The following is a 21510-nucleotide window of genomic DNA, read 5'->3' on the forward strand; positions in this document are numbered from 1 at the left end:
TCAGTCCTCAGCCTTTGTAGGCATCGCAGTAAGCCTGGGCTTCGGCGACGTCCAAGGTACCTTCGTAGATCGCCCGGCCAGTGATGGCGCCGATGATCCCGGGCGCCTTGGCGTCCAGCAGCGACTTGATGTCGCCCAGGTTGTGGATACCGCCGGAGGCAATCACCGGGATCTTGGTGGCAGCGGCCAGTGCAGCGGTGAACGGTACGTTGCAGCCCTGCATCATGCCGTCTTTGGCGATGTCGGTATAAACGATGGCAGACACGCCGTCGGCTTCGAACTGCTTGGCCAAATCGATCACCTGTACGGTGCTGATTTCAGCCCAGCCGTCGGTGGCGACGAAACCGTCCTTGGCATCCAGGCCAACGATCACTTTGCCTGGGAAGGCGCGGCAGGCCTCAGCGACGAACGCCGGATCTTTCACAGCCTTGGTACCGATGATCACGTAGCTCACACCCGCTTTCACGTAGTGCTCGATGGTTTCCAGGGAACGGATACCGCCGCCGATCTGGATCGGCAGGTTCGGGTAGCGCTTGGCAATGGCCGTGACCACTTCGCCGTTGACCGGCTGGCCTTCGAACGCACCGTTCAAGTCCACCAGATGCAAACGACGGCAACCACCTTCCACCCACTTGGCAGCCATGCTCACCGGGTCATCGGAGAACACCGTGGAATCTTCCATGCGGCCCTGGCGCAGACGTACGCAAGCGCCGTCCTTGAGATCGATAGCGGGAATAATCAGCATCTGGCAAACCTTATTCGATATTCAGCATTGCTCGAAAAATCAGGGTTTCTCGAGCGCCCACAAGTCGCTTTCGATGCTTTCGAACCTTTCTTTAAGGTGCGTCTGCACATCGAAAATCGCCCTGTTGTAATAGTGCGGAGCAATTTCAGTGGTGAACAGCTCGAGGATCTCAGCCACCTCGAACGAGCCCAGCTTGAGCTCGAAGCGGTCCTCCATGAAGCGCTTGATCTTGTCAGTCGCCTCACTCTCCTGCTGGGGAGTGAGGTTGAGGATCGGCGGCTTGATCTTCTTGGCCATTACCGGCGCCCGTCCCAGGCGGCGAAGTTCTGCAACAATTGCAGGCCATGGGTATGGCTCTTCTCCGGATGGAACTGCACGGCAAAGCGCGAGCCGTCAGCCAGGGCAGCGGCGAAGTCGACACCGTAGTGCCCACCACCCACCACCTGGCCCGGATTACCGGCGGCGATGTAGTAGCTGTGGACGAAATAGAAACGCGCCAGGTCCGGGACGTCGTGCCATAGAGGGTGATCCACCGTCTGGCGCACTTCGTTCCAGCCCATGTGCGGGACTTTCAGGTGTTCGCCGTCTTCGTGCAGGTCCTTGCCGAAGAACTTCACTTCACCAGGGAACAGGCCGATGCAGTCGACGCCATCGTTCTCCTCACTGCTGTCGAGCAAGGCTTGCATGCCCACGCAGATGCCGAGGAACGGACGGTCCTGGCTGACTTCGCGTACCAGGGTGTCGAAGCCCAGGCGGCGAATCTCGGCCATGCAATCGCGAATCGCACCAACACCTGGGAAAACCACCCGGTCGGCTTCGCGAATCACATCGGCATCGCTGGTGATCAGCACCTTGCCGGCGCCTACGTGCTCGAGGGCCTTGGCCACCGAGTGCAGGTTACCCATGCCGTAGTCGATAACCGCGACCGTCTGCATTACAGGACGCCCTTGGTCGACGGCATTTGCCCGGCCATGCGGTCATCCAGCTCCACGGCCATGCGCAGGGCGCGGCCGAAAGCCTTGAACACGGTTTCGATCTGGTGGTGGGTGTTGGTGCCGCGCAGGTTGTCGATGTGCAGGCTGACGAGTGCGTGGTTGACGAAGCCCTGGAAGAACTCCTGGAACAAGTCGACATCGAAGCCGCCCACGGTGGCGCGGGTGTACGGCACATGCATCTGCAAGCCTGGACGGCCCGAGAAGTCGATGACCACACGCGACAGCGCTTCATCCAGCGGCACATAGGCGTGGCCGTAGCGACGGATGCCTTTTTTGTCGCCGATGGCTTTGGCGAAGGCCTGACCCAGTGTGATACCGACATCCTCCACGGTGTGGTGGTCGTCGATATGCAGGTCGCCCTTGCTGACGATATCCAGGTCGATCAGCCCGTGACGGGCGATCTGGTCCAGCATGTGCTCAAGAAAAGGAACACCGATATCAAATCGGGCCTTTCCGGTGCCATCCAGGTTGATCGAGGCTTTGATCTGGGTTTCCAGAGTGTCGCGCTCGACGGACGCCTTACGTTCGGCCATCACCAACTCCGCAAAATCATTGGGCGAAAAAGGCAGCCATTATAGGGGCGCGGGCGCTAAACAGAAACATCGGAGGGGATAAGACTGATGGAGTGTCGGGGATAGACATGTGCATACAAGTGGGCACGGGTTCAGATGGGACCGGATTATGTGGGAGCCCGGCTCCCACAGGAACCGGGCCCACCCGACTACAGCAGCTTAGTGGAACAATACCGCCGTCTTCTGCAGGGTTACCCACACACCCCACGCCAACGGAATGCCGACCACCAGCCAGGCGGCAATGGCCAATGGCACGCTGCCGGAAGACGCTTTCCACTCCAGCACAGTGCTGGAATCGGCGCCTTTGTCATGACCCAGCGCTTGTTCGGCCGCCAGCTCCGCGTCGGTCATGAAGTACTTGTCTGCCACCGGCCGTACCAGCAGGTTGCAGATAAAGCCCAGCACCAGCAGGCCGGCGAGGATGTACAAGGTGATGTCGTAGGCTGCAGCGCGTTCAACGCCGATGCTCAGCTGATACTCACGCAAGTAGTTCACCAGCACCGGGCCGAGTACGCCCGCCGCTGCCCACGCCGTCAGCAGACGACCATGGATCGCGCCAACCATTTGCGTGCCGAACAGGTCTGCCAGGTAAGCCGGCACCGTCGCAAAACCACCGCCGTACATCGACAGGATGATGCAGAACGCCGCCACGAACAGGGCCACGTTGCCCAGGTGCCCCAGGTTCGGGATCAGCGCATACAGGGCAAAGCCCAAGGCGAAGAACACGAAGTAGGTGTTTTTACGGCCCAGATAGTCGGAGAACGACGCCCAGAAGAACCGCCCACCAATGTTGAACAGGCTCAACAGACCGGTGAACCCGGCAGCGATCGCGGCAATCGAAGCCAGTTGCCCGGCATCCAACTGACCAAATGCGAGGCCGTTACCCAACAATTTGCCACCAAACACTTCCTGCAGCAGCGGCGAAGCCATGCCGAGGATACCGATACCGGCAGAAACGTTCAGGCACAGCACCAGCCACACCAGACGGAATTGCGGAGTTTTCCAGGCCACATTCACGTGCACGTGACGGTGGGTGATCATCGCATTGCTGGCTTTCTTCGCCGGTGCAGTCCAGCCCTCAGGCTTCCAGCCAGTCGGCGGAACGCGGTAGGACAAGGCGCCGCCGATCATGAACACAAAGTAGATCGCTGCCATAACTACGAAGCTCTGCCACACACCGACACTGGTCGGCGAAGCAAAGTGGCCCATCAACGCAGCTGCCAACGGGGCACCCACCATCGCGCCGCCACCGAAGCCCATGATCGCCATGCCGGTCGCCATGCCGCGCTTGTCCGGGAACCACTTGATCAGCGTCGAGACAGGCGAGATATACCCCAGGCCCAGGCCGATACCGCCAATGACCCCGGAACCGATCCACATCAACCAGATCTGGTGGGTATAGATCCCCAACGCCGAGATCAGCAGGCCACCACACCAGCACAGTGCCGACACGACACCCGCCTTGCGTGGCCCGGCATGTTCCAGCCAGCCGCCCCAGATCGCTGCCGAGCAGCCCAGGAAGATGAAGAACAGGGTGTAGATCCAGCCCAGCATGGAGATGGGCCAGTCGCATTGGGACGAGAAGATTTGAGCGATAAAGCTCATGTCCGGCGCACAAGCCACGGGAGCGGTAACGCCCAGGGCCTTGGACAGTGGCAGCCAGAACACCGAGAAGCCATAGGCCATGCCGATGCACAGGTGGATGGCCAGCGCGGCCGGCGGTACCAGCCAGCGGTTGAAGCCGGGCTTGGCGATGATGCGCTCCTTGGACAGGAACGCAGGCTGTGCGGCAGTATGATCGGCCGCAGTGCTAGTGCTCATTGGTGTTTCCCCCAGTTATTAGTATGTGTCCGTCAAGCACTCTCTCCCTCGGCCTTGCACGCAAAGCGTGGCCGTTTTATTGAGTAAAGCTCCGTTTTGGCGCGACGTTTAGCCGCAGAAGGCGGACGAACGTGCAGAGATTAGCACCTGTGGATGACAGAAAAACCAAACTGACATCACCTTTTTCGGGATATCTGCTTTGTTTGACACCATGTAACGATCCATAAACAGCCGTACGTCCGCGGGCGTTATACTCTTTGGCTAATTTTTGAAATCGACATACAAGGACTCGCCCATGAAAGCGTTCGGCAAAATCCTGGGTCTGGTACTTCTCGGGCTGTTGCTGATCATTGTGGCTCTAGGCTTTGCCCTGACCCATCTCTTCGATCCCAACGACTATAAAGACGAGATCCGCCAGATAGCCCGCGACAAGGCCCACATTGAGCTGACGCTCAATGGCGACATCGGCTGGAGCCTGTTCCCCTGGCTGGGCCTGGAATTGCACGAAGCCAGCGTGGCGACCCTGACCAACCCGACCCAACCGTTCGCCGACCTGCAAATGCTCGGCCTGTCAGTGCGCGTGCTGCCGTTGCTGCGCCGCGAAGTACAGATGAGCGACGTGCGCGTCGAAGGCCTGAACCTGCGCCTGAACAAGGATGTGCATGGCCACGGCAACTGGGAAGACATCGGCAAGAATGCACCGGTCGCGGGTACAACCCCCGAGGTGCCCGCCGTCACTGACCCTGCCACGCCGCCCAAACCTGAAAAACCGCCGCAGCCGATCCGCCTGGACATCGACAGCCTGACCATCAACAACGCCCGCGTTGAATACAACGACGAGCAGACGGGCAAGCAGTTCAGCGCCGAAAGCATCCAGTTGAGCGCCGGCGCTATACACGATGGGGCCAGCATCCCGCTGAAGCTCACGGCATTCTTCGGCACCAACCAGCCGCTCATGCGCGTCAAGACCGAGCTCAACGGCAATTTGCGCATTCAACGTGCCCTCAAGCGCTACCAGCTCGAAGACATGAAAATCACCGGTGAAGCCACCGGCGAACCGCTGCAAGGCAAAACCATGACCTTCGCCACCCAGGGCCAGTTGCTGGTGGACCTGGCAGCCAACATTGCCGAATGGACCGGCCTGAAACTCTCGGCCAACCAACTGCGCGCCCTGGGCGAACTGAAGGTCAATGACCTGGACAAGACCCCGCAGATCAGCGGCGCCCTGTCGATCGCCCAGTTCGACCTGGCCAAGTTCCTCGACAGCGTCGGCCACACCTTGCCGGCCATGGCGCCCGGCAGCCTGAGCAAGGTCGAAATGGTCAGCCGCCTCACGGGCACGCCCACCAGCCTGGCCCTGGAAGACCTCAACCTGAAACTCGACGGCAGCACCTTCACCGGTCGCATCGCCGTGGATGATTTCGCCAAGCAATCCCTGCGCCTGCAGCTCAAGGCGGACACTTTCAACGCCGACAACTACCTGCCGGCCAAGTCTGAAGCCGCCAACAGTGCAGCCGTCGCCCGCCAGGCCGAAGTCCAGAGCAGTGAAGCCGGTGCCATGGCCGCCGGTGGCAACTCGCCGCTGCCGGACGCACCGACCAAGGGTGCCTGGAGCACCGACAAGCTGTTGCCGCTGACACGCCTGCGTACCCTGGACGTGAATGCTGACCTGGCCTTCGATCAACTGATCCTGAGCAAGCTACCCATTCAGAACGCCGCGCTGAAAGCCTCCGGCCTGGACGGCCAGCTCAAGCTCGATACCTTGAGCGGTGGCCTCTACAACGGTACCTTCCAGGCCAACGGCAACCTCGACGTGCGCCAGGATATCCCGGTGCTGGCCCTGCAAACCCACATCAAGCAAGTGCCGGTGGAGCGCATCCTGCAAGCCCAGGGGAAAAACCCGCCGATCAAGGGCCAGGTCACCCTCGACAGCAACCTGAGCGGCCGTGGCAACAGCCAGAAAGCCCTGATCGACAGCCTCAACGGTAGCGCCAGCTTCGTGATCACCAACGGCGTGCTGCTCAATGCCAACATTGAACAGCAGTTGTGCACCGGCATCGCCCTGCTCAACCGCAAGACCCTCAGCAGCGAACCAAAGGGCAAGGACACACCGTTCCAGGAGCTCAAGGGCAACCTGACCTTCCGTAACGGCGTGGCCAGCAACCCGGACCTGAAAGTGCGCATCCCGGGCCTGACCGTCAACGGCAACGGCGATGTCGACCTGCGGGTGCTGGGTATGGATTACCGCGTCGGCATCATCGTCGAAGGCGACAAGCGCGACATGCCGGACCCGGCCTGCCAGGTGGGCTCGAACTTCCAGGGCATCGAAGTGCCCTTGCGCTGCCGTGGCCCGCTGGAACTGGGCGCCAAGGCTTGCCGCCTGGACAAGGATGGCCTGAGCCAGGTCGCCCTCAAGGCGGCCGGCAACAAGATCAGCGAGAAGCTGGAAGAGAAACTCGACAAGGTCAATCCGCAGTTGAAAGACGCACTCAAAGGTCTGTTCAAACGATGAGAGCCGAGCAATTTTCAACGGCGGTGCTGGATTGGTACGACCGTCACGGCCGCCACGATCTGCCCTGGCAACAGGGCATCACGCCTTACCGGGTGTGGGTGTCGGAAATCATGTTGCAGCAGACTCAGGTCAGCACCGTGCTGAATTACTTCGACCGTTTCATGGCCTCGTTGCCAACGGTCGAAGCCCTGGCCGCCGCCCCGGAAGACGAAGTACTGCACCTGTGGACCGGGCTGGGTTACTACACTCGCGCCCGCAACCTGCAAAAGACCGCGAAAATCGTCGTTGCTCAATACGCTGGCGAATTCCCTCGGGATGTCGAGAAGCTCATTGAACTGCCGGGTATTGGCCTGTCCACCGCAGGCGCGATTGCCAGCCTGAGCATGGGCCTGCGGGCACCGATCCTTGATGGCAACGTCAAGCGGGTGCTGGCGCGCTTTACCGCCCAGGAAGGCTATCCGGGCGAACCCAAGGTCGCTAAACAGCTGTGGGCCACCGCCGAGCGCTTCACGCCACAGACCCGCGTCAACGCCTACACCCAGGCGATGATGGACATGGGCGCCACCCTCTGCACCCGTAGCAAGCCCAGCTGCCTGCTTTGCCCGCTGGAAAAGGGCTGCGAAGCCCACATGCTGGGCCTGGAAACGCGCTACCCGATCCCCAAGCCGCGCAAGACCGTCCCGCAGAAACGCACGCTGATGCCGCTGCTGGCCAATGGCGAGGGAGCAATCCTGCTTTACCGTCGCCCTTCCACGGGCTTGTGGGGCGGGCTGTGGAGCTTGCCGGAGCTGGATGACCTGAGCGACCTGGAGCATCTGGCCAACCAGCACTCGCTGGAACTGGGCAAACAGCAGGAACTGCCAAGCCTGATCCACACCTTCAGTCACTTCCAACTGGCTATCGAACCCTGGCTGGTCCAGGTCCAGGAATCCGCCCACCACGTGGCCGAGGCCGACTGGCTCTGGTATAACCTCGCCACCCCGCCGCGCCTGGGCCTTGCCGCCCCGGTGAAAAAACTGCTGAAGCGCGCGGCCGACGTATTGAACGCAGGAGTTTCGTCATGACCCGCACCATTATGTGCCGCAAATACCACGAAGAATTGCCCGCCCTCGAGCGCGCCCCGTTCCCGGGTGCCAAGGGCCAGGATATTTTCGATCACGTCTCTGCCCAGGCCTGGGCCGACTGGCAAAAACACCAGACCCTGCTGATCAACGAAAAGCGCCTGAACATGATGAACGCCGAAGACCGCAAATATCTTCAGGGCGAGATGGACAAGTTCTTTTCCGGCGAGGAATACGCCAAGGCCGACGGCTACGTGCCACCTGCTGAATAATTGATCAAAATCGGGGGTTGGAACGTAAGCGACGGTAATAATTAAATATTTTTTGAAAACTTGCTTGACGACCCCCTGAAAAACCAGTTTAATGCGCCCCGTTGCCCAGATAGCTCAGTCGGTAGAGCAGGGGATTGAAAATCCCCGTGTCGGCGGTTCGATTCCGTCTCTGGGCACCACTAATACCGAAAAACCCCAAGTGAAGATAATTCCTTGGGGTTTTTTATTGCCTCCAATTTAGTGTTCACCAGGCCAAGCCTCGCTCACACCCGTAATGCTCAAGGCCAAAAAGACCAACTGTGGGAGCTGGCTTGCCTGCGATGCAGGCGACTCGGCATGTCAGCTGTACCGAGGCGATGTTATCGCAGGCAAGCCAGCTCCCACACTGAATCTGCTTCGGTTGCTGGATCTCCATTCCTTGACTGAACAGCATTACGCTCCCATCCGAGGGTTATTTATCGTCAGGTTCAATCGTTTAGCTGTTACTAAATTCTCAGTTGCAAGGTAGTTATTTCATGACCCGGTACTTGTTCTGCACGCTGTTACTGCTGACGGCGTTGCTCAGTGGATGCGCCACACAAATGGACGTGGCGATCAACGCCACACCTGACCCGGACTATCGCTTTGACCGACAGGCAACGGTGCTGGTGACATCGACAGGCGGCAGTGATGAAAACGCACTCAATGCCCGCTACTACCTGCGCGACATGGTCAACGCCATGAAGGACCAGGGCTTCCGGGAGGTCTTTACCGACACCACCCTGCCCAAGAACCACGCCCCCATCAAAATGACCATCACCCTCGATATCGACAGCCGGCAGGTGACTTACCGCTATACCGCCACCGAGTATGGTCAGGTAGCAACCAGCACCACCACCGACTGCAAGAAAAACAAGAAAAAAGACGACCGACTGACCTGCACCAGTACGCCGAACACCACCTATGGCCCGGTGGGCACCTCGGAGCGAACCGGCTACACCACCCTCACCACCTTCACAGCCACTGCCCGCGATGAAGCGAGCAAGCGTGCGGTATACCTGCTTCGGGCGTCGTCCTATAACGAAGATTGCCAGGCCGCCAAGGTCGAAGCCTTTCTGGTGCAGCAGGGCCTACAGAACCTGAATTTCCAGGACCGCGTGCAGCGCAACTACACCGTCACGATGCCTGAGGGTTACCGCTGTAAATAGCTCGTGAGCCTGGTTCCGTCTCCGGGCACCACTCATACCGAACCCCCCAAGCGAAGATGACTCCTTGGGGGTTTTTATGGCCAGGAATGTGGTGATGACAGGCATACCCTCCCCCCCAAACATCCTTGATCTATCCTCAAACCAGTAGTGCCCGCCACTCACGCCTCTTCGGCACCAGGAACGAGGATTCCCCATGACAACCTCAAAACCCGCTCTCCCCGACATCGTCTCGACTGAACAATGGGACACCGCACTCAGCCAATTGCTGATCAAGGAAAAAGCCCTGACCCGCGCCCAGGACGCCCTCAACGCCGAGCGCCGGCGGCTGCCCATGGTCAAGATCGAGAACGACTACCGCTTCGACGGCGAAACCGGCCAAGTCAGCCTGCTTGATCTGTTCGACGGTCGCCGGCAACTGATCGTCTACCACTTCATGTTCGCGCCAGATTGGTCCCAAGGTTGCCCAGGCTGCTCCTGGGTCGTGGAAGCGATGCCGCACCTCGCCCACTTGCATGCGCGCAATACGTCGCTGGTGCTGGTGTCCAGGGCGCCTCTGGAAAAGCTTGAAGGTTATAAGAAACGCATGGGCTGGGACCTGCCCTGGTATTCATCGTTTGGCAGCGACTTCAATGCCGACTTCGGCGTCACCACCCCCCAGGGCGAAAAGCACGGGGTCAGCATCCTGCTACGCGATGGCGACAGTATCTACCGCAGCTACTTCACCGGTGCCCGTGGCGTCGAGCATCTGGGCAGCCACTGGACCTACCTGGACCTGACGCCCTGGGGACGCCAGGAAACCTGGGAAGATTCGCCAAAGGGCTGGCCACAGACCGAGCCCTACAGCTGGATGCATCGCCACGACGAATACGGCGACTGATCACTTCACCAGGAAAACCAGCAACGGGTTGTCGTTGAGCCGTCCATTGAACGCCGGCACCAGATGCTCCAGCGGCGTGCCTCGCAGCAACTCGGTTTCCTTGCGCGCCACGATGACCCAGGACGGACGCGGCAGCGTCTGCAACGGTGCGAGGTCGTTGTCCCTGACAAACAACGGCCGCTCGTCATGATCCAGGTTCATGATGTAGCGAATGGCCCAGGTGTCCTTGCCGAGGTTGAGAAATACCAGCGGGCCCGGATTCTCGGCCCGCAAGGCTTCCACCGCGCCGACGAAGTTCTTGGTGTCGAACTGCAGGTCCTTGGCCGGCTCCACGACCTTCACCAGCACCATCCATTGGGTCACCAGCGCGATCAAGCTGAGCACCACCAACCGCTGCGCCACGTTACCCTGCAGACGGCGCCAGGCAACGACCGCCGCCAGTTGCAGGACGACCAGCACAGCAATCAATGCCGGTACTGAAACGTCGGGCCAGTAACCGTGTTTGTGCCAGGATTGGCGCAAAACGACTATCACCACGATACCCAGGACAGGCAGGGCACCCACCAACCACTCATAACCGCAACGGACCCGAAGCAGCCAGCCTTGCGCCTGGAGCAAACCATAAGCAGCCACAGCAGCAAACATCGGGACCATCGGCAGAATGTAATAAGCGCGCTTGAAGTGCGGCACCGACAACCCCAACAGAATCATCAAGCCGCAGCCAGCCAGGCGCAGCATCAACTGCACATCGGCGTCGTCATCACGGGCCGACCATGTGTGACGCAGGGCAATCAACGCCGCCAGCGCCAGCGGTATCACCGGGAAATAGCGGTACAGGCTCAGCTTGAAGTAGAAGTAAAACGGCTCGCCGCTTTCATCAAGGCGACCGGCCACCTGCATCTTCAGCACCTCATCGGCAAAGGCATCACCACCACTGATCCGCGCCAGCTTCAATAGCACCCACCAACAGGCAAAGAGCAGGATCAGGCCGATCACGCCGTGGGCAATCACCTTTTTCAGCAAGCGAATCTTGTCTTCGCGTGAACGGGCGGTACCCAGCGCCCAGTACACACAGGCAACACCACAGACTTCGATCAGCCCCAACGGCCCCCGAATGGCAAACGCCACCACGAACAAGGGAAAGATTGCGTATTGCCGTAGCCGCGAGCCCGAGCGCTCTCCTGTGTGCAACAGGTAGAAACACGCCAGGCACAGCAGGGAGACCATCTGGTCCAGGCAGACCGAACGCGACTTGTCCAGCAACTGAGCGGTCAATCCCGTGAGCAATACCGTCAGCAGCGCCCATGCTCGACCAGACGGCGCCAGCAGGCGGTAGACCAGCGCCATGACGCCCGCCGAAGCCAGGGCGGTAGGCATGACATTGGCCAGGTCGTTAGGCGCACCGAACAACCGGGCAAAGAGCAGGCTGAAATAGGTCGCCGTCCCCGGATAGTCCGGATAAGGCTCGCCGTAGGTGGTAGGAAAGAGGCTCGCGCCGTGGCGAAACATCTCTTGCATGAACACCGCCCAACGGCCATCGAAACCTTGAGGCTGTTGATCCCAGATGCCCAGCGTAAACAGCAGCAAGGCGATCAGAAAAATACCCAGCGATTCCATTCGAAAGCGATTGCGTTGATCCATTGTTTAACCTGTCAGGTGGGAGTAGCACCTCATGTTGCCTAACTCATCCCTGAATAACGCCTGAACAAAATCAAACATTCATCGGGCTACCGACCTGTGGACTTCACCAATGCCGGAATCAAACGAATGTAGATCAACTCGCCGACCAACTCGACCAGCGTCTGGGTAATGACCGCAGCGGCGGCCAGACCACGGATACCTTCAGGCAGCGCCAGCGCCAGGGGCAGCACCACCAAAGAATTGCGGGTCGACGCGCTGAACGTGACCGCCCGGGCAGTCATGGCCGGCAATTTGAATAGACGAGAAGCGAGCATTCCCATCAGGGGCGCCAACAGCAGGAAACCGACATACACCGGGATCACCGGCGTCAACAGGTCGATATCGCGCACCACCGAGGTGATCTGCGAGCCGATCACCACCAATAGCACCAACGCCATGGCCGGGACCGGCAGCCAGGCCCAGGCGTCATTCCAGGCGCTGACGGCTTTTGATCGTCGGGACAAGGACGTTGTCAGCACCGCCAGAATCATGGGCGCCACGATCAAGCACACGAACGCCTCAATAAACGGCCCGACCGAAACAACCACGCCCGAGTGCGCTCCCAACATCAAACCCAGGTACACCGGTAACAACACCAATTGCAGCAACAGCAGAATCGGCGTGGCGGCCAGCATCAACCGCGAATCGCCCTTGCCGATATGGGTAAACACCACCACGTAGTCGATGCACGGCGTGAGCAACACCAGCAAGGCACCCACCAGAATCGCCGGATGCTCCACCAGCCCACGGGTCAGCGCCCACACCAACAACGGGATCAAGATGAAGTTGGCCAGCAGCAACGCCGCCATGAAACGCTTGTTGCTCAAGCCTTGGCGCAGGTCCAGAAACGGGATTTGCAGGAACATCGCATACATCAATACCGCGATGGCGGGCGTGACCAGGGCGCCCAGACCCGGAGCCAATGAAGGCGCCAGCAGGCCCAATGCAACGGCCAGCAGCACCGTGGCGAAGTACACCGGGATTTGGTTTTGCTCAAGGGTGTCGCGAGTCATGGGCTGATTCTGATCGGTCGAAAGACCGTAAGCCTATGCATCTGCGAGGTCCAGGTCGAGCCGAGGAAAAAACTGTGCGCCTTTAGCGGGCGAAATTTGTTAGCTTCGATCCCCTATAAAACTGCGCACGGGCCTCCAAAGCCCCACCGAAAGCGCAAGGAGCGAGCCCGCCCATGAACCTGCCCACCCAGCCTCAACCTGAGGCCTTCAGCGAACCCGCCGCCGACGGCTACCCGATTGGGGGCTTCACCTGGCGGCATATCCGCACCGACATCGAACGCCCGGTGGTGATCATCAACGCCGCCACGTCGGTGCGCTGCCGCCACTACTCGCGCTTTGCCGACTACCTGTTTGCCAATGGCTTCGACGTGATCACCTACGACTATCGCGGCATCGGCGAATCCCGCAGCGGCTCGTTGCGTGGGTTCAAGGCGTCCTGGTCGGACTGGGGCGTACTGGATTTCGAAGCAATGCTGCAGCGGGTGCAACGGGAGTTTGCGGGGCAGCCGATTGATGTGGTCGGCCACAGTTTCGGTGGTTGCGCGGCAGGGCTCGGGGCCTCGGGGGCGGTGATTCGGCGCCTGGTCACAGTGGGCGCGCAGTTTGCCTACTGGCGTGACTATGAGGCGAGCGGGCGCTGGCGGATGCTGGGTAAGTGGCATGTGGTAATGCCGTTGGTGACGGCGGTCTGTGGATACTTTCCTGGCAAACGCATGGGCTGGCTTGAGGACACACCGGCGGGTGTGGTGCGGGACTGGAAGACACCGACGCCAACCTACGAGACGCGACCCAGCGGGCGAGCCTTGGGCGAATTGCCGTTTTCCCGGGTAAAGGCGCAGGTCTTGGCGATCAGCATTACTGATGATCCGTTCGGGACAGTGGCGGCGATAGATCGCTTGCTGAATTACTTCGAGAACAGCGAACGCACCCACCTACGGATCGCGCCCGAGGATATCGGCGAAAGAGAAGTCGGGCATTTCGCGTTTTTTCGCAGCCAATATCAGGATCGGTTGTGGCCGGTAGCCTTGGCATGGTTGCAACAAGGAGAGCTCGCCACGGATACACCGGGCCGCCGGGTGACGGATCGCACGTAGAAACCCTTGGGATTTCCCCACAGCTGCGCTTCAATAGCCCACCCAGATCCTGACCCAAGGACGTGAGCCCATGGCCTCGCCGAACAAGCAGCAAAAACGCGCCCACCGGGCAAAGGCCAAGGCCAAGCAGAATCGTAGCCAACGGGCGGTTGCGCCGAAGAAAGATGCCTTTGAGGGCGATGACAGCCGTATCGATCTTGAATCGGTGGATTTGACCGAGCTGTTTGTAGAAATGCGCACCGCGGGCGAAACCAGCCAACAGGCGCTGTGTGCGGTGTTCCTGGCGCATCCGCTGCTGGCACTGGTGCTGGAGCAGGAAGGCGAAGAAGAAGCGACCGACTTTATCCTGGCGGCGCTGATCGAGTATCGGCAGTGGGCCACGGACAGCGATGATGAAGCGGCAGCGCTGGCGTGGATTGAATCGCCCGAGTTTCAGGCTGATTACGTCGCGGCGTCCCAGGCGCTGGTCAGCTCGCAAGACTGACACAACACAAATGTGCGGGCTTGTGTGGGAGCTGGCTTGCCTGCGATAGCATCACCTCGGTGTAACTGATACATCGAGGCGTCTGCATCGCAGGCAAGCCAGCTCCCACACAAGCCCGCCCACATGAGTTTGGCTGTGCTCTAGAGGGCATGCCCCATCAATTAAGCACCGCAGCTCCCACCTTCCGGCCCTTGCGCCGGCTGGCCACAACCAACCCCGCCACAATCACCAGTACGCTCAAAATCCCGGTAGCGATAATCTCCACCCGGTGTGCTTCCTGGAACAGCATGATAGTCAGCGTGCCCACGATAAACACGATCACCGCGTAGGTCAGGCCCGGGAACAGCCACATCTTGAAGGCAATTTTCTCCCCCGCCGCCGTACGCTTCTGACGCATGCGCAGTTGCGACACAGCAATCACCAGGTACACCAGCAACGCGATGGCGCCGGAGCTGGCCAGCAGGAATTCAAAGACCGCCGCCGGCGCCACGTAGTTGGCAAACACCGCCAGGAACGCTGCGCCCGTCGACATCCACACCGCCCAGTAAGGCGTGCCGCTCTTGTTGGTGCGCTTGGCCACAGCCGGTGCATCACCGCGACGGCCCAGGGAGAACAGCATGCGTGAAGCGGTGTACAGCGCCGAGTTCAAGCAACTGGTCACAGCCACCAATACCACCAGGTCGACAATCAGCTTGGCATTCGGGATGCCCATGCGGTCGAGTACGGTCTGGTAGGAACCGACGGCAGCCAGACTCGGATCATTCCACGGCACCAGTGCGACCACGATGAAGATCGACACCAGGTAGAACAAGCCAATTCGCCAGATCACCGAGTTGGTGGCCTTGGAGATTTGCTGGCCCGGGTTCTTCGATTCAGCCGCTGCGATGGTGACGATCTCGGTGCCCATGAACGAGAACATGGTGGTCAGGATCGCCGCCAACACCGCGCCCATGCCGTTAGGCAGGAAGCCTTGGGTGTCGAACAGATGCGACACGCCGCTGACCTGGCTACCCGGCAGGAAACCGAAAATCGCCAGGAGCCCGAGGATCACAAACCCGATGATCGCGACAACCTTGATCAGCGCAAACCAGAACTCGAACTCGCCGTAGTTCTTCACGCTGAACAGGTTGGTCGCCGTCAGCAGCAAGGTGATGAACAGGGTAAACGCCCAGATCGCCACATCAGGGAACCAGGCATGGAGGATGGTCGCAGCCGCGTTGGCTTCCAGGGGAATGACCAGCACCCAGAACCACCAGTACAGCCAGCCGATGGTGAAACCGGCCCAGTGACCGATCGCCCGGTCGGCATAAGTAGAAAACGAACCGGTGTCCGGCGAAGCGACGGCCATCTCGGCCAGCATGCGCATTACCAACACCACCAACGTACCGGCCGCTGCGTAGGCCAGCAGTACCGCAGGCCCCGCCGCCGCAATCGCGTGGCCGGAACCGACAAACAAACCGGCACCGATGACGCCGGCAATCGACAGCATGGTGACGTGACGCGGTTTGAGCCCCTGTTCGAGGTCATTGGAGCTTTGCGTACTACTCATTGACACACCTTTGCGAGGAATTGCGAATACGGTCCACCCGGCTTGCATACTTTCTCGTGAAAAGAATCCAACAGGGCGTTCTTTATTTTTTACGCAAGATTTGCGCCAAAATGTTACAGCGTCACGGTTGGCGGCGCCTACAGCGCAGCTGATTACATTTCGCAAGTCATTGAGATTAATGGTAATCCGCCAGATCGTTACCCTGCGACTCACTTTTCAAACGAAGGAGTGCACCAAAAACACACACAAAAAGTGCGTGACGCTCCATATAAGGGCTGATATGGACCGTTTGCCCGGTTAACCCTTCCAACACCCGGCCAAAGCTGGCAACATCGCGCCCTTTTTTACGCGAAGCACACAGGTTTTCTGGTTCAAACGGCTGTTCGGTTGTTGATGGCGCGACACACTGCTGTGCCGATGCGACAACCTGCCACACGCTACCCAGTTACCTCCTGTACCGCTGTTGGCTGTCATCCAAACGCTATGCTAGCTTGGCGCCTCGCCAGGAAGGCGGCCCAACAGCAGGAGCGCAATGAACACAATGAGGACCGCACATGGCTGAGGCCACGCCCGCGCTTGAAATCCGCAACTTGCATAAACGCTACGGTGAGCTGGAGGTGCTTAAAGGTATCTCGCTGACCGCCCGCGACGGCGATGTGATCTCGATCCTGGGTTCCTCCGGTTCCGGCAAGTCCACGTTCCTGCGTTGTATCAACCTGCTGGAAAACCCGCACCAGGGGCAAATCCTGGTGGCCGGTGAAGAGCTCAAGCTCAAGGCCGCAAAAAACGGCGAGCTGATGGCCGCCGATGGCAAACAGATCAACCGCCTGCGCAGCGAAATCGGTTTTGTGTTTCAAAACTTTAACCTGTGGCCGCACATGAGCATCCTCGACAACATCATCGAGGCCCCACGCCGGGTGCTCGGCCAAAGTAAGGCCGAAGCCATTGAAGTCGCCGAAGCCCTGCTGGCCAAGGTCGGCATCAGCGACAAGCGCCACGCCTACCCCGCGCAACTGTCCGGCGGCCAGCAACAACGCGCCGCGATTGCCCGCACCCTGGCCATGCAGCCCAAAGTCATTCTGTTCGATGAGCCAACCTCGGCCCTTGACCCGGAAATGGTTCAGGAAGTACTTAATGTGATCCGCGCACTGGCCGAAGAAGGCCGCACCATGCTGCTGGTCACCCATGAAATGGGCTTTGCCCGCCAGGTGTCCAGTGAAGTGGTGTTCCTCCACCAGGGCCTGGTCGAAGAGCAAGGATCGCCACAGCAGGTGTTCGAGAACCCGCTTTCGGCGCGCTGCAAACAATTCATGTCCAGCAACCGCTAACGGAGCAACATGCATGCAGAACTATAAAAAATTCCTCCTGGCCGCGGCCGTATCGATGGCGTTCAGCGCCTCGGCCATGGCCGAGACCCTGAAAATGGGGATCGAAGCGGCTTACCCGCCGTTCAACAATAAAGATGCCAGCGGCAACGTCGTGGGCTTCGACAAAGACATCGGCGACGCCCTGTGCACCAAGATGAAAGTCGAGAAGTGCGAAGTGTATGTCTCGGATTGGGACGGCATTATCCCGGCCCTGAACGCCAAGAAGTTCGACTTCCTGGTCTCCTCGCTGTCCATCACCGATGAACGCAAGCAGGCCGTCGACTTCACCGACCCGTACTACTCCAACAAGCTGCAGTTCATCGCACCTAAAGCCACCAAAGACTTCAAGACCGACGCGGGTTACCTGAAGGGCAAGATCATCGGTGCACAGCGTGCGACGCTGGCCGGTACCTACCTGGAAGACAAACTGCCCGACACCACCTCCAAGCTCTATGACACCCAGGAAAACGCCTACCTCGACCTGACTTCCGGCCGACTGGACGGGATCCTTGCCGACAAGTACGTGCAGTACGAATGGCTCAAGAGCAAAGACGGCTCCGCCTACGAGTTCAAGGGCGACCCGGTGGTGGAAAGCGACAAGATCGGTATTGCCGTGCGTAAAGGCGACCCGCTGCGCGAGCGTCTGAACAAAGCACTGGCCGAAATCAAGGCCGACGGCACCTATAAGAAGATCAACGACAAGTACTTCCCTTTCAGCATCGAATGATCTGAATCGCCTGTCTGGCGCGCTCGCTTGAGCGCGCCGGTCCTGAGCTTTGCCTTGCGAAACGACTAAATCATGAATTTCGATCTCTACGGATTCGGCCCGGCGCTCGCAGCCGGCGCGCTGATGACCGTCAAACTGGCGCTCACGGCCTTGTGCCTGGGGCTGGTGCTGGGCCTGGCCGGTGCCTTGGCCAAGACTTCTCCATACAAGCCGCTGCAATGGCTTGGCGGTGCTTACTCGACCGTGGTTCGCGGCATCCCGGAACTGCTATGGGTGCTGTTGATTTACTTCGGCACGGTCAACCTGATGCGTGCCCTCGGCGAGTTTTTCGGCAATCCCGACCTGTCCCTCAGCGCCTTCGCCGCCGGCGTGATCGCCCTGGGCCTGTGCTTTGGCGCCTATGCCACGGAAGTGTTCCGCGGTGCGATCCTGGCCATTCCCAAGGGCCACCGTGAAGCCGGTGTCGCACTGGGCCTGTCGAAGTTTCGCATCTTCACCCGGTTGATCATGCCGCAGATGTGGCGCATCGCCCTGCCGGGCCTGGGCAACCTGTTCATGATTTTGATGAAGGACACCGCGCTGGTTTCGGTGATTGGCCTGGAAGAAATCATGCGCCACGCGCAGATCGGCGTGACGGTTACCAAGCAGCCGTTCACCTTCTTCATGGTCGCGGCCTTCATGTACCTGGGCCTCACCGTCCTGGCCATGACCGGCATGTACTTCCTGGAAAAACGCGCCGCTCGCGGCTTTGCGAGGAGCACGCAATGAGTGGCGACTACAGCTGGCTGTCGCATTTCGACCTCGGCCTGAACTGGGCGGTGATCATCAAGTGGCTGCCGAAACTGGCCCAGGGCGCGACCCTGACCCTGGAACTGGTGGCCATCGCGGTCATCGCAGGCCTACTGCTGGCGATTCCGCTGGGCATCGCGCGCTCGTCGCGCCGGTGGTACGTGCGCACCCTGCCCTACTGCTACATTTTCTTCTTCCGTGGCACGCCACTGTTGGTGCAACTGTTCCTGGTCTATTACGGCCTGGCGCAGTTCGACGCCGTGCGCGAAAGCGCGATGTGGCCGTACCTGCGGGACCCGTTCTGGTGTGCCACCGCCACCATGACCCTGCACACCGCCGCCTATATAGCCGAGATCCTGCGGGGCGCAATCCAGGCCATTCCGCCGGGTGAAATCGAAGCGGCGCGGGCCTTGGGCATGTCCAAACCCAAGGCGCTGTTCTACATCATCCTGCCGCGTGCGGCGCGCATCGGCCTGCCGGCCTACAGCAACGAAGTGATCCTGATGCTCAAGGCCAGCGCCCTGGCCAGTACCGTGACCTTGCTGGAACTGACCGGCATGGCCCGTACCATCATTGCCCGGACCTACCTGCCGGTGGAGATCTTCTTCGCCGCCGGGTTGTTCTACCTGCTGATGGCCTATGTGCTGGTGCGCGGCTTCAAACTGCTGGAACGCTGGTTGCGGGTCGATGCCTGCCAGGGACGCTGAAACCTCGTTGACGGGTGAGCATTTGCTCGCCCGCTTCCAGGCGCTGGACGCCTTCCTGATCGAACACCAAGGGCTGTGGCGACCACGGCCCTTTACCCACCTGCACTTGCCGTGGGAAACGCAGCATCCCGAAATGGCCCGGTGGTTGCGCCAGCGTTCGCTGGCACAGGCCGAAAGCAGCCATAACCAACCCTATGACCTACTCGCGCCAGCGCCTTTTCCTCAGTTGGCCGAGCAAGCTGCTCGCCTCAGTGCTGTGGATAAGTTACCGGCCCATCCCCTTGATGCTGCCCCGCACCGCTTGAACGTCGACGTACCCGGCCGCAAGTGGCAGCAGATCGAAGCCTTCGGCGCCGCCCTGCACTTTGCCGAAACGCCTCGCCACTGGCTGGACTGGTGCTCCGGCAAGGGCCATCTCGGCCGCCGCCTGCTACAACCGGACCAACAGCTGACCTGCCTGGAATACGACACGGCCCTTATCACCTCGGGCCAAGCCCTGAGCGATCACCATCGACTGCCGGTCACTCACCGTCAGCAGGATGTAATGGCGGCCGATGCGGCCTTGCAACTCGGTCACCAACACACACCCGTCGCCCTGCATGCCTGCGGCGACCTGCATGTGCGCCTGATGCAACTGGCCAGCGCCGCTGGCTGCAAACAACTTGCGGTAGCGCCTTGCTGTTATAACCGCACCAGCGCCGACCACTATCAGGCGCTGTCCAGCGCCGCCCGTGCGTCTGCCCTGCGCCTATCGATAGAAGACCTCGGCCTGCCCCTGAGTGAAACCGTCACCGCCGGCGCTCGCGTGCGCCATCAGCGGGATATCTCCATGGCCAGGCGCCTGGGGTTTGATGGGCTGCAACGGCAACTGCGCGAGTGCGACGAGTACTTGCCGACGCCCTCCCTGCCCAGCCATTGGCTGGACAAACCCTTCGCGGATTACTGCCATGAACTGGCGGCACTCAAAGGTTTATCCACAGGTGAACAGGATTGGCAGGCGCTGGAGGCCCAAGGCTGGAAGCGCCTGGCCCAAGTGCGAAACCTGGAATTGCTGCGTGGTCTGTTTCGGCGCCCGCTGGAGATATGGCTGGTGCTGGATCGGGCACTTTTCCTGGTGGAAAAAGGCTACAACGTACGGCTAGGCACCTTCTGCGAAACACCCCTGACCCCACGCAACTTGATGGTGCTTGCCGAGCGCGATTAGAGGGCAAAACTCTACACCCGTGCCCTGTGGATAACTCTGTTGATGGATTTTCGACGGAGGCCGTAACGGCAAGCGCTACAGGCCAAAAGGCAGGCTGGTCATTTTTTGTTCACAAAATAAAACGCACGGAAAACAGGCAGTTGCAGCGTGATGAGAGCAGCTTCACAAAATTGCCGTTTCATGACATGTCGAACCAACGGATTGTGCATAAGCATCCGTAGCTAGGGGCATAAGCAGGCCTGTGATGGCCCCATCGGCGGTAGCAATCACCGATACCTTGCCGGTGTAGGGCTTCGGAAAATTCGCACCGGCAGAATCGGTTTTTGACGCAGTGAATTGGATGAGGGAATACGCAGAAGGGAAAAATGCATCCTGTTCGACAGCGTGATTGATGATTTCCGAACGCACCGTGGAAAACCAGCGCTGCTCAGCCAGAAAGCGCTTGGGATCGGCGCCTACAGCACACGTAGTGGCGCGGGCGATGAGGCTGGGAGATATCGAAATCTGAGGGCTGGCGGGGAAAAAGCCGGGGCTACGAAAAATAGTCTGAATTCAGGGGTTTACAGAAGCTTGCCAATCGCTATAATCGTCGCCCTAACACGCCGGTATAGCTCAGTTGGTAGAGCAACTGACTTGTAATCAGTAGGTCCCGGGTTCGACTCCTGGTGCCGGCACCATACAAAACGAAGCCCTCGCAGAAATGCGGGGGCTTTGTTGTTTCTGGGGTGTGCGTCGCTGCCCCCCCTCCACACAGCGCCGCCCCTGCGTGGCAATTCGATTGCGCGCTCTATGAGTTTCTTTTTCAGATGCTCTTTTCAGAGTGGAAAATAAATCTGTCCCCTTTTTCTGAAGGT

General features: G+C 59.9%; 22 protein-coding genes and 2 tRNA genes. 14 read left to right on the top strand and 10 right to left on the bottom strand.

What is annotated here, in order from left to right:
- Positions 1-7: 7 nt before the first annotated feature.
- The 5 genes from hisA to GNF76_RS09765 form a co-directional block, all read right to left on the bottom strand.
- Positions 8-745, bottom strand: a complete 738-nt coding sequence (hisA, locus tag GNF76_RS09745; protein ID WP_010169075.1) for a 1-(5-phosphoribosyl)-5-[(5-phosphoribosylamino)methylideneamino]imidazole-4-carboxamide isomerase — start codon at positions 743-745, stop codon at positions 8-10.
- A 39-nt stretch (positions 746-784) separates the two neighbouring features.
- Positions 785-1042, bottom strand: coding sequence for a DUF2164 domain-containing protein (locus tag GNF76_RS09750; RefSeq protein WP_155582956.1), 258 nt, complete (start codon positions 1040-1042; stop codon positions 785-787).
- Positions 1042-1680 carry an imidazole glycerol phosphate synthase subunit HisH gene (gene hisH / locus GNF76_RS09755; RefSeq protein WP_155582957.1) on the bottom strand — a complete coding sequence of 213 codons (639 nt, stop codon included), beginning with the start codon at positions 1678-1680 and terminating at the stop codon, positions 1042-1044. The genes GNF76_RS09750 and hisH overlap by 1 nt, the downstream gene beginning before the upstream one ends.
- Positions 1680-2273: an imidazoleglycerol-phosphate dehydratase HisB gene (hisB, locus tag GNF76_RS09760; protein ID WP_003218037.1), complete on the bottom strand. Its 594-nt coding sequence runs from the start codon at positions 2271-2273 to the stop codon at positions 1680-1682. Before hisB ends, hisH begins: the two co-directional genes overlap by 1 nt.
- A gap of 198 nt (positions 2274-2471) precedes the next feature.
- A complete protein-coding gene (locus tag GNF76_RS09765; protein WP_155582958.1) occupies positions 2472-4133 on the bottom strand; it encodes an OFA family MFS transporter in 1662 nt (553 codons plus the stop codon).
- A gap of 295 nt (positions 4134-4428) precedes the next feature.
- Between GNF76_RS09765 and GNF76_RS09770 the strand changes: the two genes are divergently transcribed.
- The 6 genes from GNF76_RS09770 (at position 4429) to GNF76_RS09795 (ending at position 10042) form a co-directional block, all read left to right on the top strand.
- On the top strand, positions 4429-6645 hold the full coding sequence (locus GNF76_RS09770; protein WP_155582959.1) for an AsmA family protein: 2217 nt from the start codon (positions 4429-4431) through the stop codon (positions 6643-6645).
- Positions 6642-7709 (top strand): A/G-specific adenine glycosylase, encoded by a 1068-nt coding sequence (mutY, locus tag GNF76_RS09775; protein ID WP_155582960.1) that lies wholly within the window; start codon positions 6642-6644, stop codon positions 7707-7709. The genes GNF76_RS09770 and mutY overlap by 4 nt, the downstream gene beginning before the upstream one ends.
- A complete protein-coding gene (locus GNF76_RS09780) occupies positions 7706-7978 on the top strand; it encodes an oxidative damage protection protein (protein WP_155582961.1) in 273 nt (90 codons plus the stop codon). The genes mutY and GNF76_RS09780 overlap by 4 nt, the downstream gene beginning before the upstream one ends.
- A gap of 103 nt (positions 7979-8081) precedes the next feature.
- A tRNA-Phe gene (locus tag GNF76_RS09785) sits at positions 8082-8157 on the top strand.
- Between the two features lie 336 nt (positions 8158-8493).
- Complete coding sequence (locus tag GNF76_RS09790; RefSeq protein WP_155582962.1) at positions 8494-9165, top strand: hypothetical protein; 672 nt, start codon at positions 8494-8496, stop codon at positions 9163-9165.
- A 193-nt stretch (positions 9166-9358) separates the two neighbouring features.
- Positions 9359-10042 (top strand): DUF899 domain-containing protein, encoded by a 684-nt coding sequence (locus tag GNF76_RS09795; protein ID WP_155582963.1) that lies wholly within the window; start codon positions 9359-9361, stop codon positions 10040-10042.
- On the opposite strand, the gene GNF76_RS09800 is transcribed toward GNF76_RS09795, so the two are convergent.
- Both GNF76_RS09800 and GNF76_RS09805 read right to left on the bottom strand, forming a co-directional pair.
- The gene (locus tag GNF76_RS09800; protein WP_155582964.1) at positions 10043-11683 is read right to left on the bottom strand and encodes an ArnT family glycosyltransferase; all 1641 of its coding nucleotides are present in this window, start codon (positions 11681-11683) and stop codon (positions 10043-10045) included. It abuts the gene before it with no gap.
- Positions 11684-11769: 86 nt separating this feature from the next.
- On the bottom strand, positions 11770-12735 hold the full coding sequence (locus GNF76_RS09805) for an arsenic resistance protein (RefSeq protein ID WP_155582965.1): 966 nt from the start codon (positions 12733-12735) through the stop codon (positions 11770-11772).
- A 173-nt stretch (positions 12736-12908) separates the two neighbouring features.
- Here GNF76_RS09805 and GNF76_RS09810 point away from each other — a divergent pair, with 173 nt between their 5' ends.
- Together GNF76_RS09810 and GNF76_RS09815 are read left to right on the top strand one after the other, a co-directional pair.
- Positions 12909-13829: an alpha/beta hydrolase family protein gene (locus GNF76_RS09810; protein ID WP_155582966.1), complete on the top strand. Its 921-nt coding sequence runs from the start codon at positions 12909-12911 to the stop codon at positions 13827-13829.
- Between the two features lie 70 nt (positions 13830-13899).
- The gene (locus tag GNF76_RS09815; RefSeq protein WP_155582967.1) at positions 13900-14313 is read left to right on the top strand and encodes a hypothetical protein; all 414 of its coding nucleotides are present in this window, start codon (positions 13900-13902) and stop codon (positions 14311-14313) included.
- Positions 14314-14470: 157 nt separating this feature from the next.
- Here the strand turns inward: GNF76_RS09815 and gabP are convergent, their stop codons facing one another.
- Positions 14471-15862 (bottom strand): GABA permease, encoded by a 1392-nt coding sequence (gene gabP / locus GNF76_RS09820; RefSeq protein ID WP_155582968.1) that lies wholly within the window; start codon positions 15860-15862, stop codon positions 14471-14473.
- A gap of 175 nt (positions 15863-16037) precedes the next feature.
- Positions 16038-16298, bottom strand: coding sequence for a hypothetical protein (locus GNF76_RS09825; RefSeq protein ID WP_155582969.1), 261 nt, complete (start codon positions 16296-16298; stop codon positions 16038-16040).
- 118 nt (positions 16299-16416) lie between these two features.
- On the opposite strand from GNF76_RS09825, the gene GNF76_RS09830 reads away from it, so the two are divergent.
- From GNF76_RS09830 to GNF76_RS09850, 5 genes are all read left to right on the top strand, one after another.
- A complete protein-coding gene (locus tag GNF76_RS09830) occupies positions 16417-17190 on the top strand; it encodes an ABC transporter ATP-binding protein (RefSeq protein ID WP_017738342.1) in 774 nt (257 codons plus the stop codon).
- Between the two features lie 13 nt (positions 17191-17203).
- Positions 17204-17956, top strand: coding sequence for an ABC transporter substrate-binding protein (locus GNF76_RS09835; RefSeq protein ID WP_155582970.1), 753 nt, complete (start codon positions 17204-17206; stop codon positions 17954-17956).
- A gap of 72 nt (positions 17957-18028) precedes the next feature.
- Positions 18029-18724, top strand: coding sequence for an ABC transporter permease (locus tag GNF76_RS09840; RefSeq protein WP_155582971.1), 696 nt, complete (start codon positions 18029-18031; stop codon positions 18722-18724).
- Between the two features lie 38 nt (positions 18725-18762).
- Entirely contained in the window at positions 18763-19452 is a 690-nt protein-coding gene (locus GNF76_RS09845; RefSeq protein WP_155582986.1) for an ABC transporter permease, read from the top strand.
- On the top strand, positions 19433-20656 hold the full coding sequence (locus GNF76_RS09850) for a methyltransferase (protein ID WP_155582972.1): 1224 nt from the start codon (positions 19433-19435) through the stop codon (positions 20654-20656). Before GNF76_RS09845 ends, GNF76_RS09850 begins: the two co-directional genes overlap by 20 nt.
- Positions 20657-20818: 162 nt before the next feature.
- Here the strand turns inward: GNF76_RS09850 and GNF76_RS09855 are convergent, their stop codons facing one another.
- On the bottom strand, positions 20819-21064 hold the full coding sequence (locus GNF76_RS09855) for a hypothetical protein (RefSeq protein ID WP_155582973.1): 246 nt from the start codon (positions 21062-21064) through the stop codon (positions 20819-20821).
- 193 nt (positions 21065-21257) lie between these two features.
- Between GNF76_RS09855 and GNF76_RS09860 the strand changes: the two genes are divergently transcribed.
- A tRNA-Thr gene (locus GNF76_RS09860) sits at positions 21258-21333 on the top strand.
- The last annotated feature ends 177 nt before the right edge of the window (positions 21334-21510 follow it).

It is taken from the genome of Pseudomonas spelaei (assembly GCF_009724245.1).
GTDB classification, from domain to species: domain Bacteria; phylum Pseudomonadota; class Gammaproteobacteria; order Pseudomonadales; family Pseudomonadaceae; genus Aquipseudomonas; species Aquipseudomonas spelaei.

Coding starts and splice junctions, on each gene's coding strand:
- hisA (WP_010169075.1), bottom strand. CDS start 745: ATGCTGATTATTCCCGCTATCGATCTCAAGGACGGCGCTTGCGTACGT.
- GNF76_RS09750 (WP_155582956.1), bottom strand. CDS start 1,042: ATGGCCAAGAAGATCAAGCCGCCGATCCTCAACCTCACTCCCCAGCAG.
- hisH (WP_155582957.1), bottom strand. CDS start 1,680: ATGCAGACGGTCGCGGTTATCGACTACGGCATGGGTAACCTGCACTCG.
- hisB (WP_003218037.1), bottom strand. CDS start 2,273: ATGGCCGAACGTAAGGCGTCCGTCGAGCGCGACACTCTGGAAACCCAG.
- GNF76_RS09765 (WP_155582958.1), bottom strand. CDS start 4,133: ATGAGCACTAGCACTGCGGCCGATCATACTGCCGCACAGCCTGCGTTC.
- GNF76_RS09770 (WP_155582959.1), top strand. CDS start 4,429: ATGAAAGCGTTCGGCAAAATCCTGGGTCTGGTACTTCTCGGGCTGTTG.
- mutY (WP_155582960.1), top strand. CDS start 6,642: ATGAGAGCCGAGCAATTTTCAACGGCGGTGCTGGATTGGTACGACCGT.
- GNF76_RS09780 (WP_155582961.1), top strand. CDS start 7,706: ATGACCCGCACCATTATGTGCCGCAAATACCACGAAGAATTGCCCGCC.
- GNF76_RS09790 (WP_155582962.1), top strand. CDS start 8,494: ATGACCCGGTACTTGTTCTGCACGCTGTTACTGCTGACGGCGTTGCTC.
- GNF76_RS09795 (WP_155582963.1), top strand. CDS start 9,359: ATGACAACCTCAAAACCCGCTCTCCCCGACATCGTCTCGACTGAACAA.
- GNF76_RS09800 (WP_155582964.1), bottom strand. CDS start 11,683: ATGGATCAACGCAATCGCTTTCGAATGGAATCGCTGGGTATTTTTCTG.
- GNF76_RS09805 (WP_155582965.1), bottom strand. CDS start 12,735: ATGACTCGCGACACCCTTGAGCAAAACCAAATCCCGGTGTACTTCGCC.
- GNF76_RS09810 (WP_155582966.1), top strand. CDS start 12,909: ATGAACCTGCCCACCCAGCCTCAACCTGAGGCCTTCAGCGAACCCGCC.
- GNF76_RS09815 (WP_155582967.1), top strand. CDS start 13,900: ATGGCCTCGCCGAACAAGCAGCAAAAACGCGCCCACCGGGCAAAGGCC.
- gabP (WP_155582968.1), bottom strand. CDS start 15,862: ATGAGTAGTACGCAAAGCTCCAATGACCTCGAACAGGGGCTCAAACCG.
- GNF76_RS09830 (WP_017738342.1), top strand. CDS start 16,417: ATGGCTGAGGCCACGCCCGCGCTTGAAATCCGCAACTTGCATAAACGC.
- GNF76_RS09835 (WP_155582970.1), top strand. CDS start 17,204: ATGCAGAACTATAAAAAATTCCTCCTGGCCGCGGCCGTATCGATGGCG.
- GNF76_RS09840 (WP_155582971.1), top strand. CDS start 18,029: ATGAATTTCGATCTCTACGGATTCGGCCCGGCGCTCGCAGCCGGCGCG.
- GNF76_RS09850 (WP_155582972.1), top strand. CDS start 19,433: ATGCCTGCCAGGGACGCTGAAACCTCGTTGACGGGTGAGCATTTGCTC.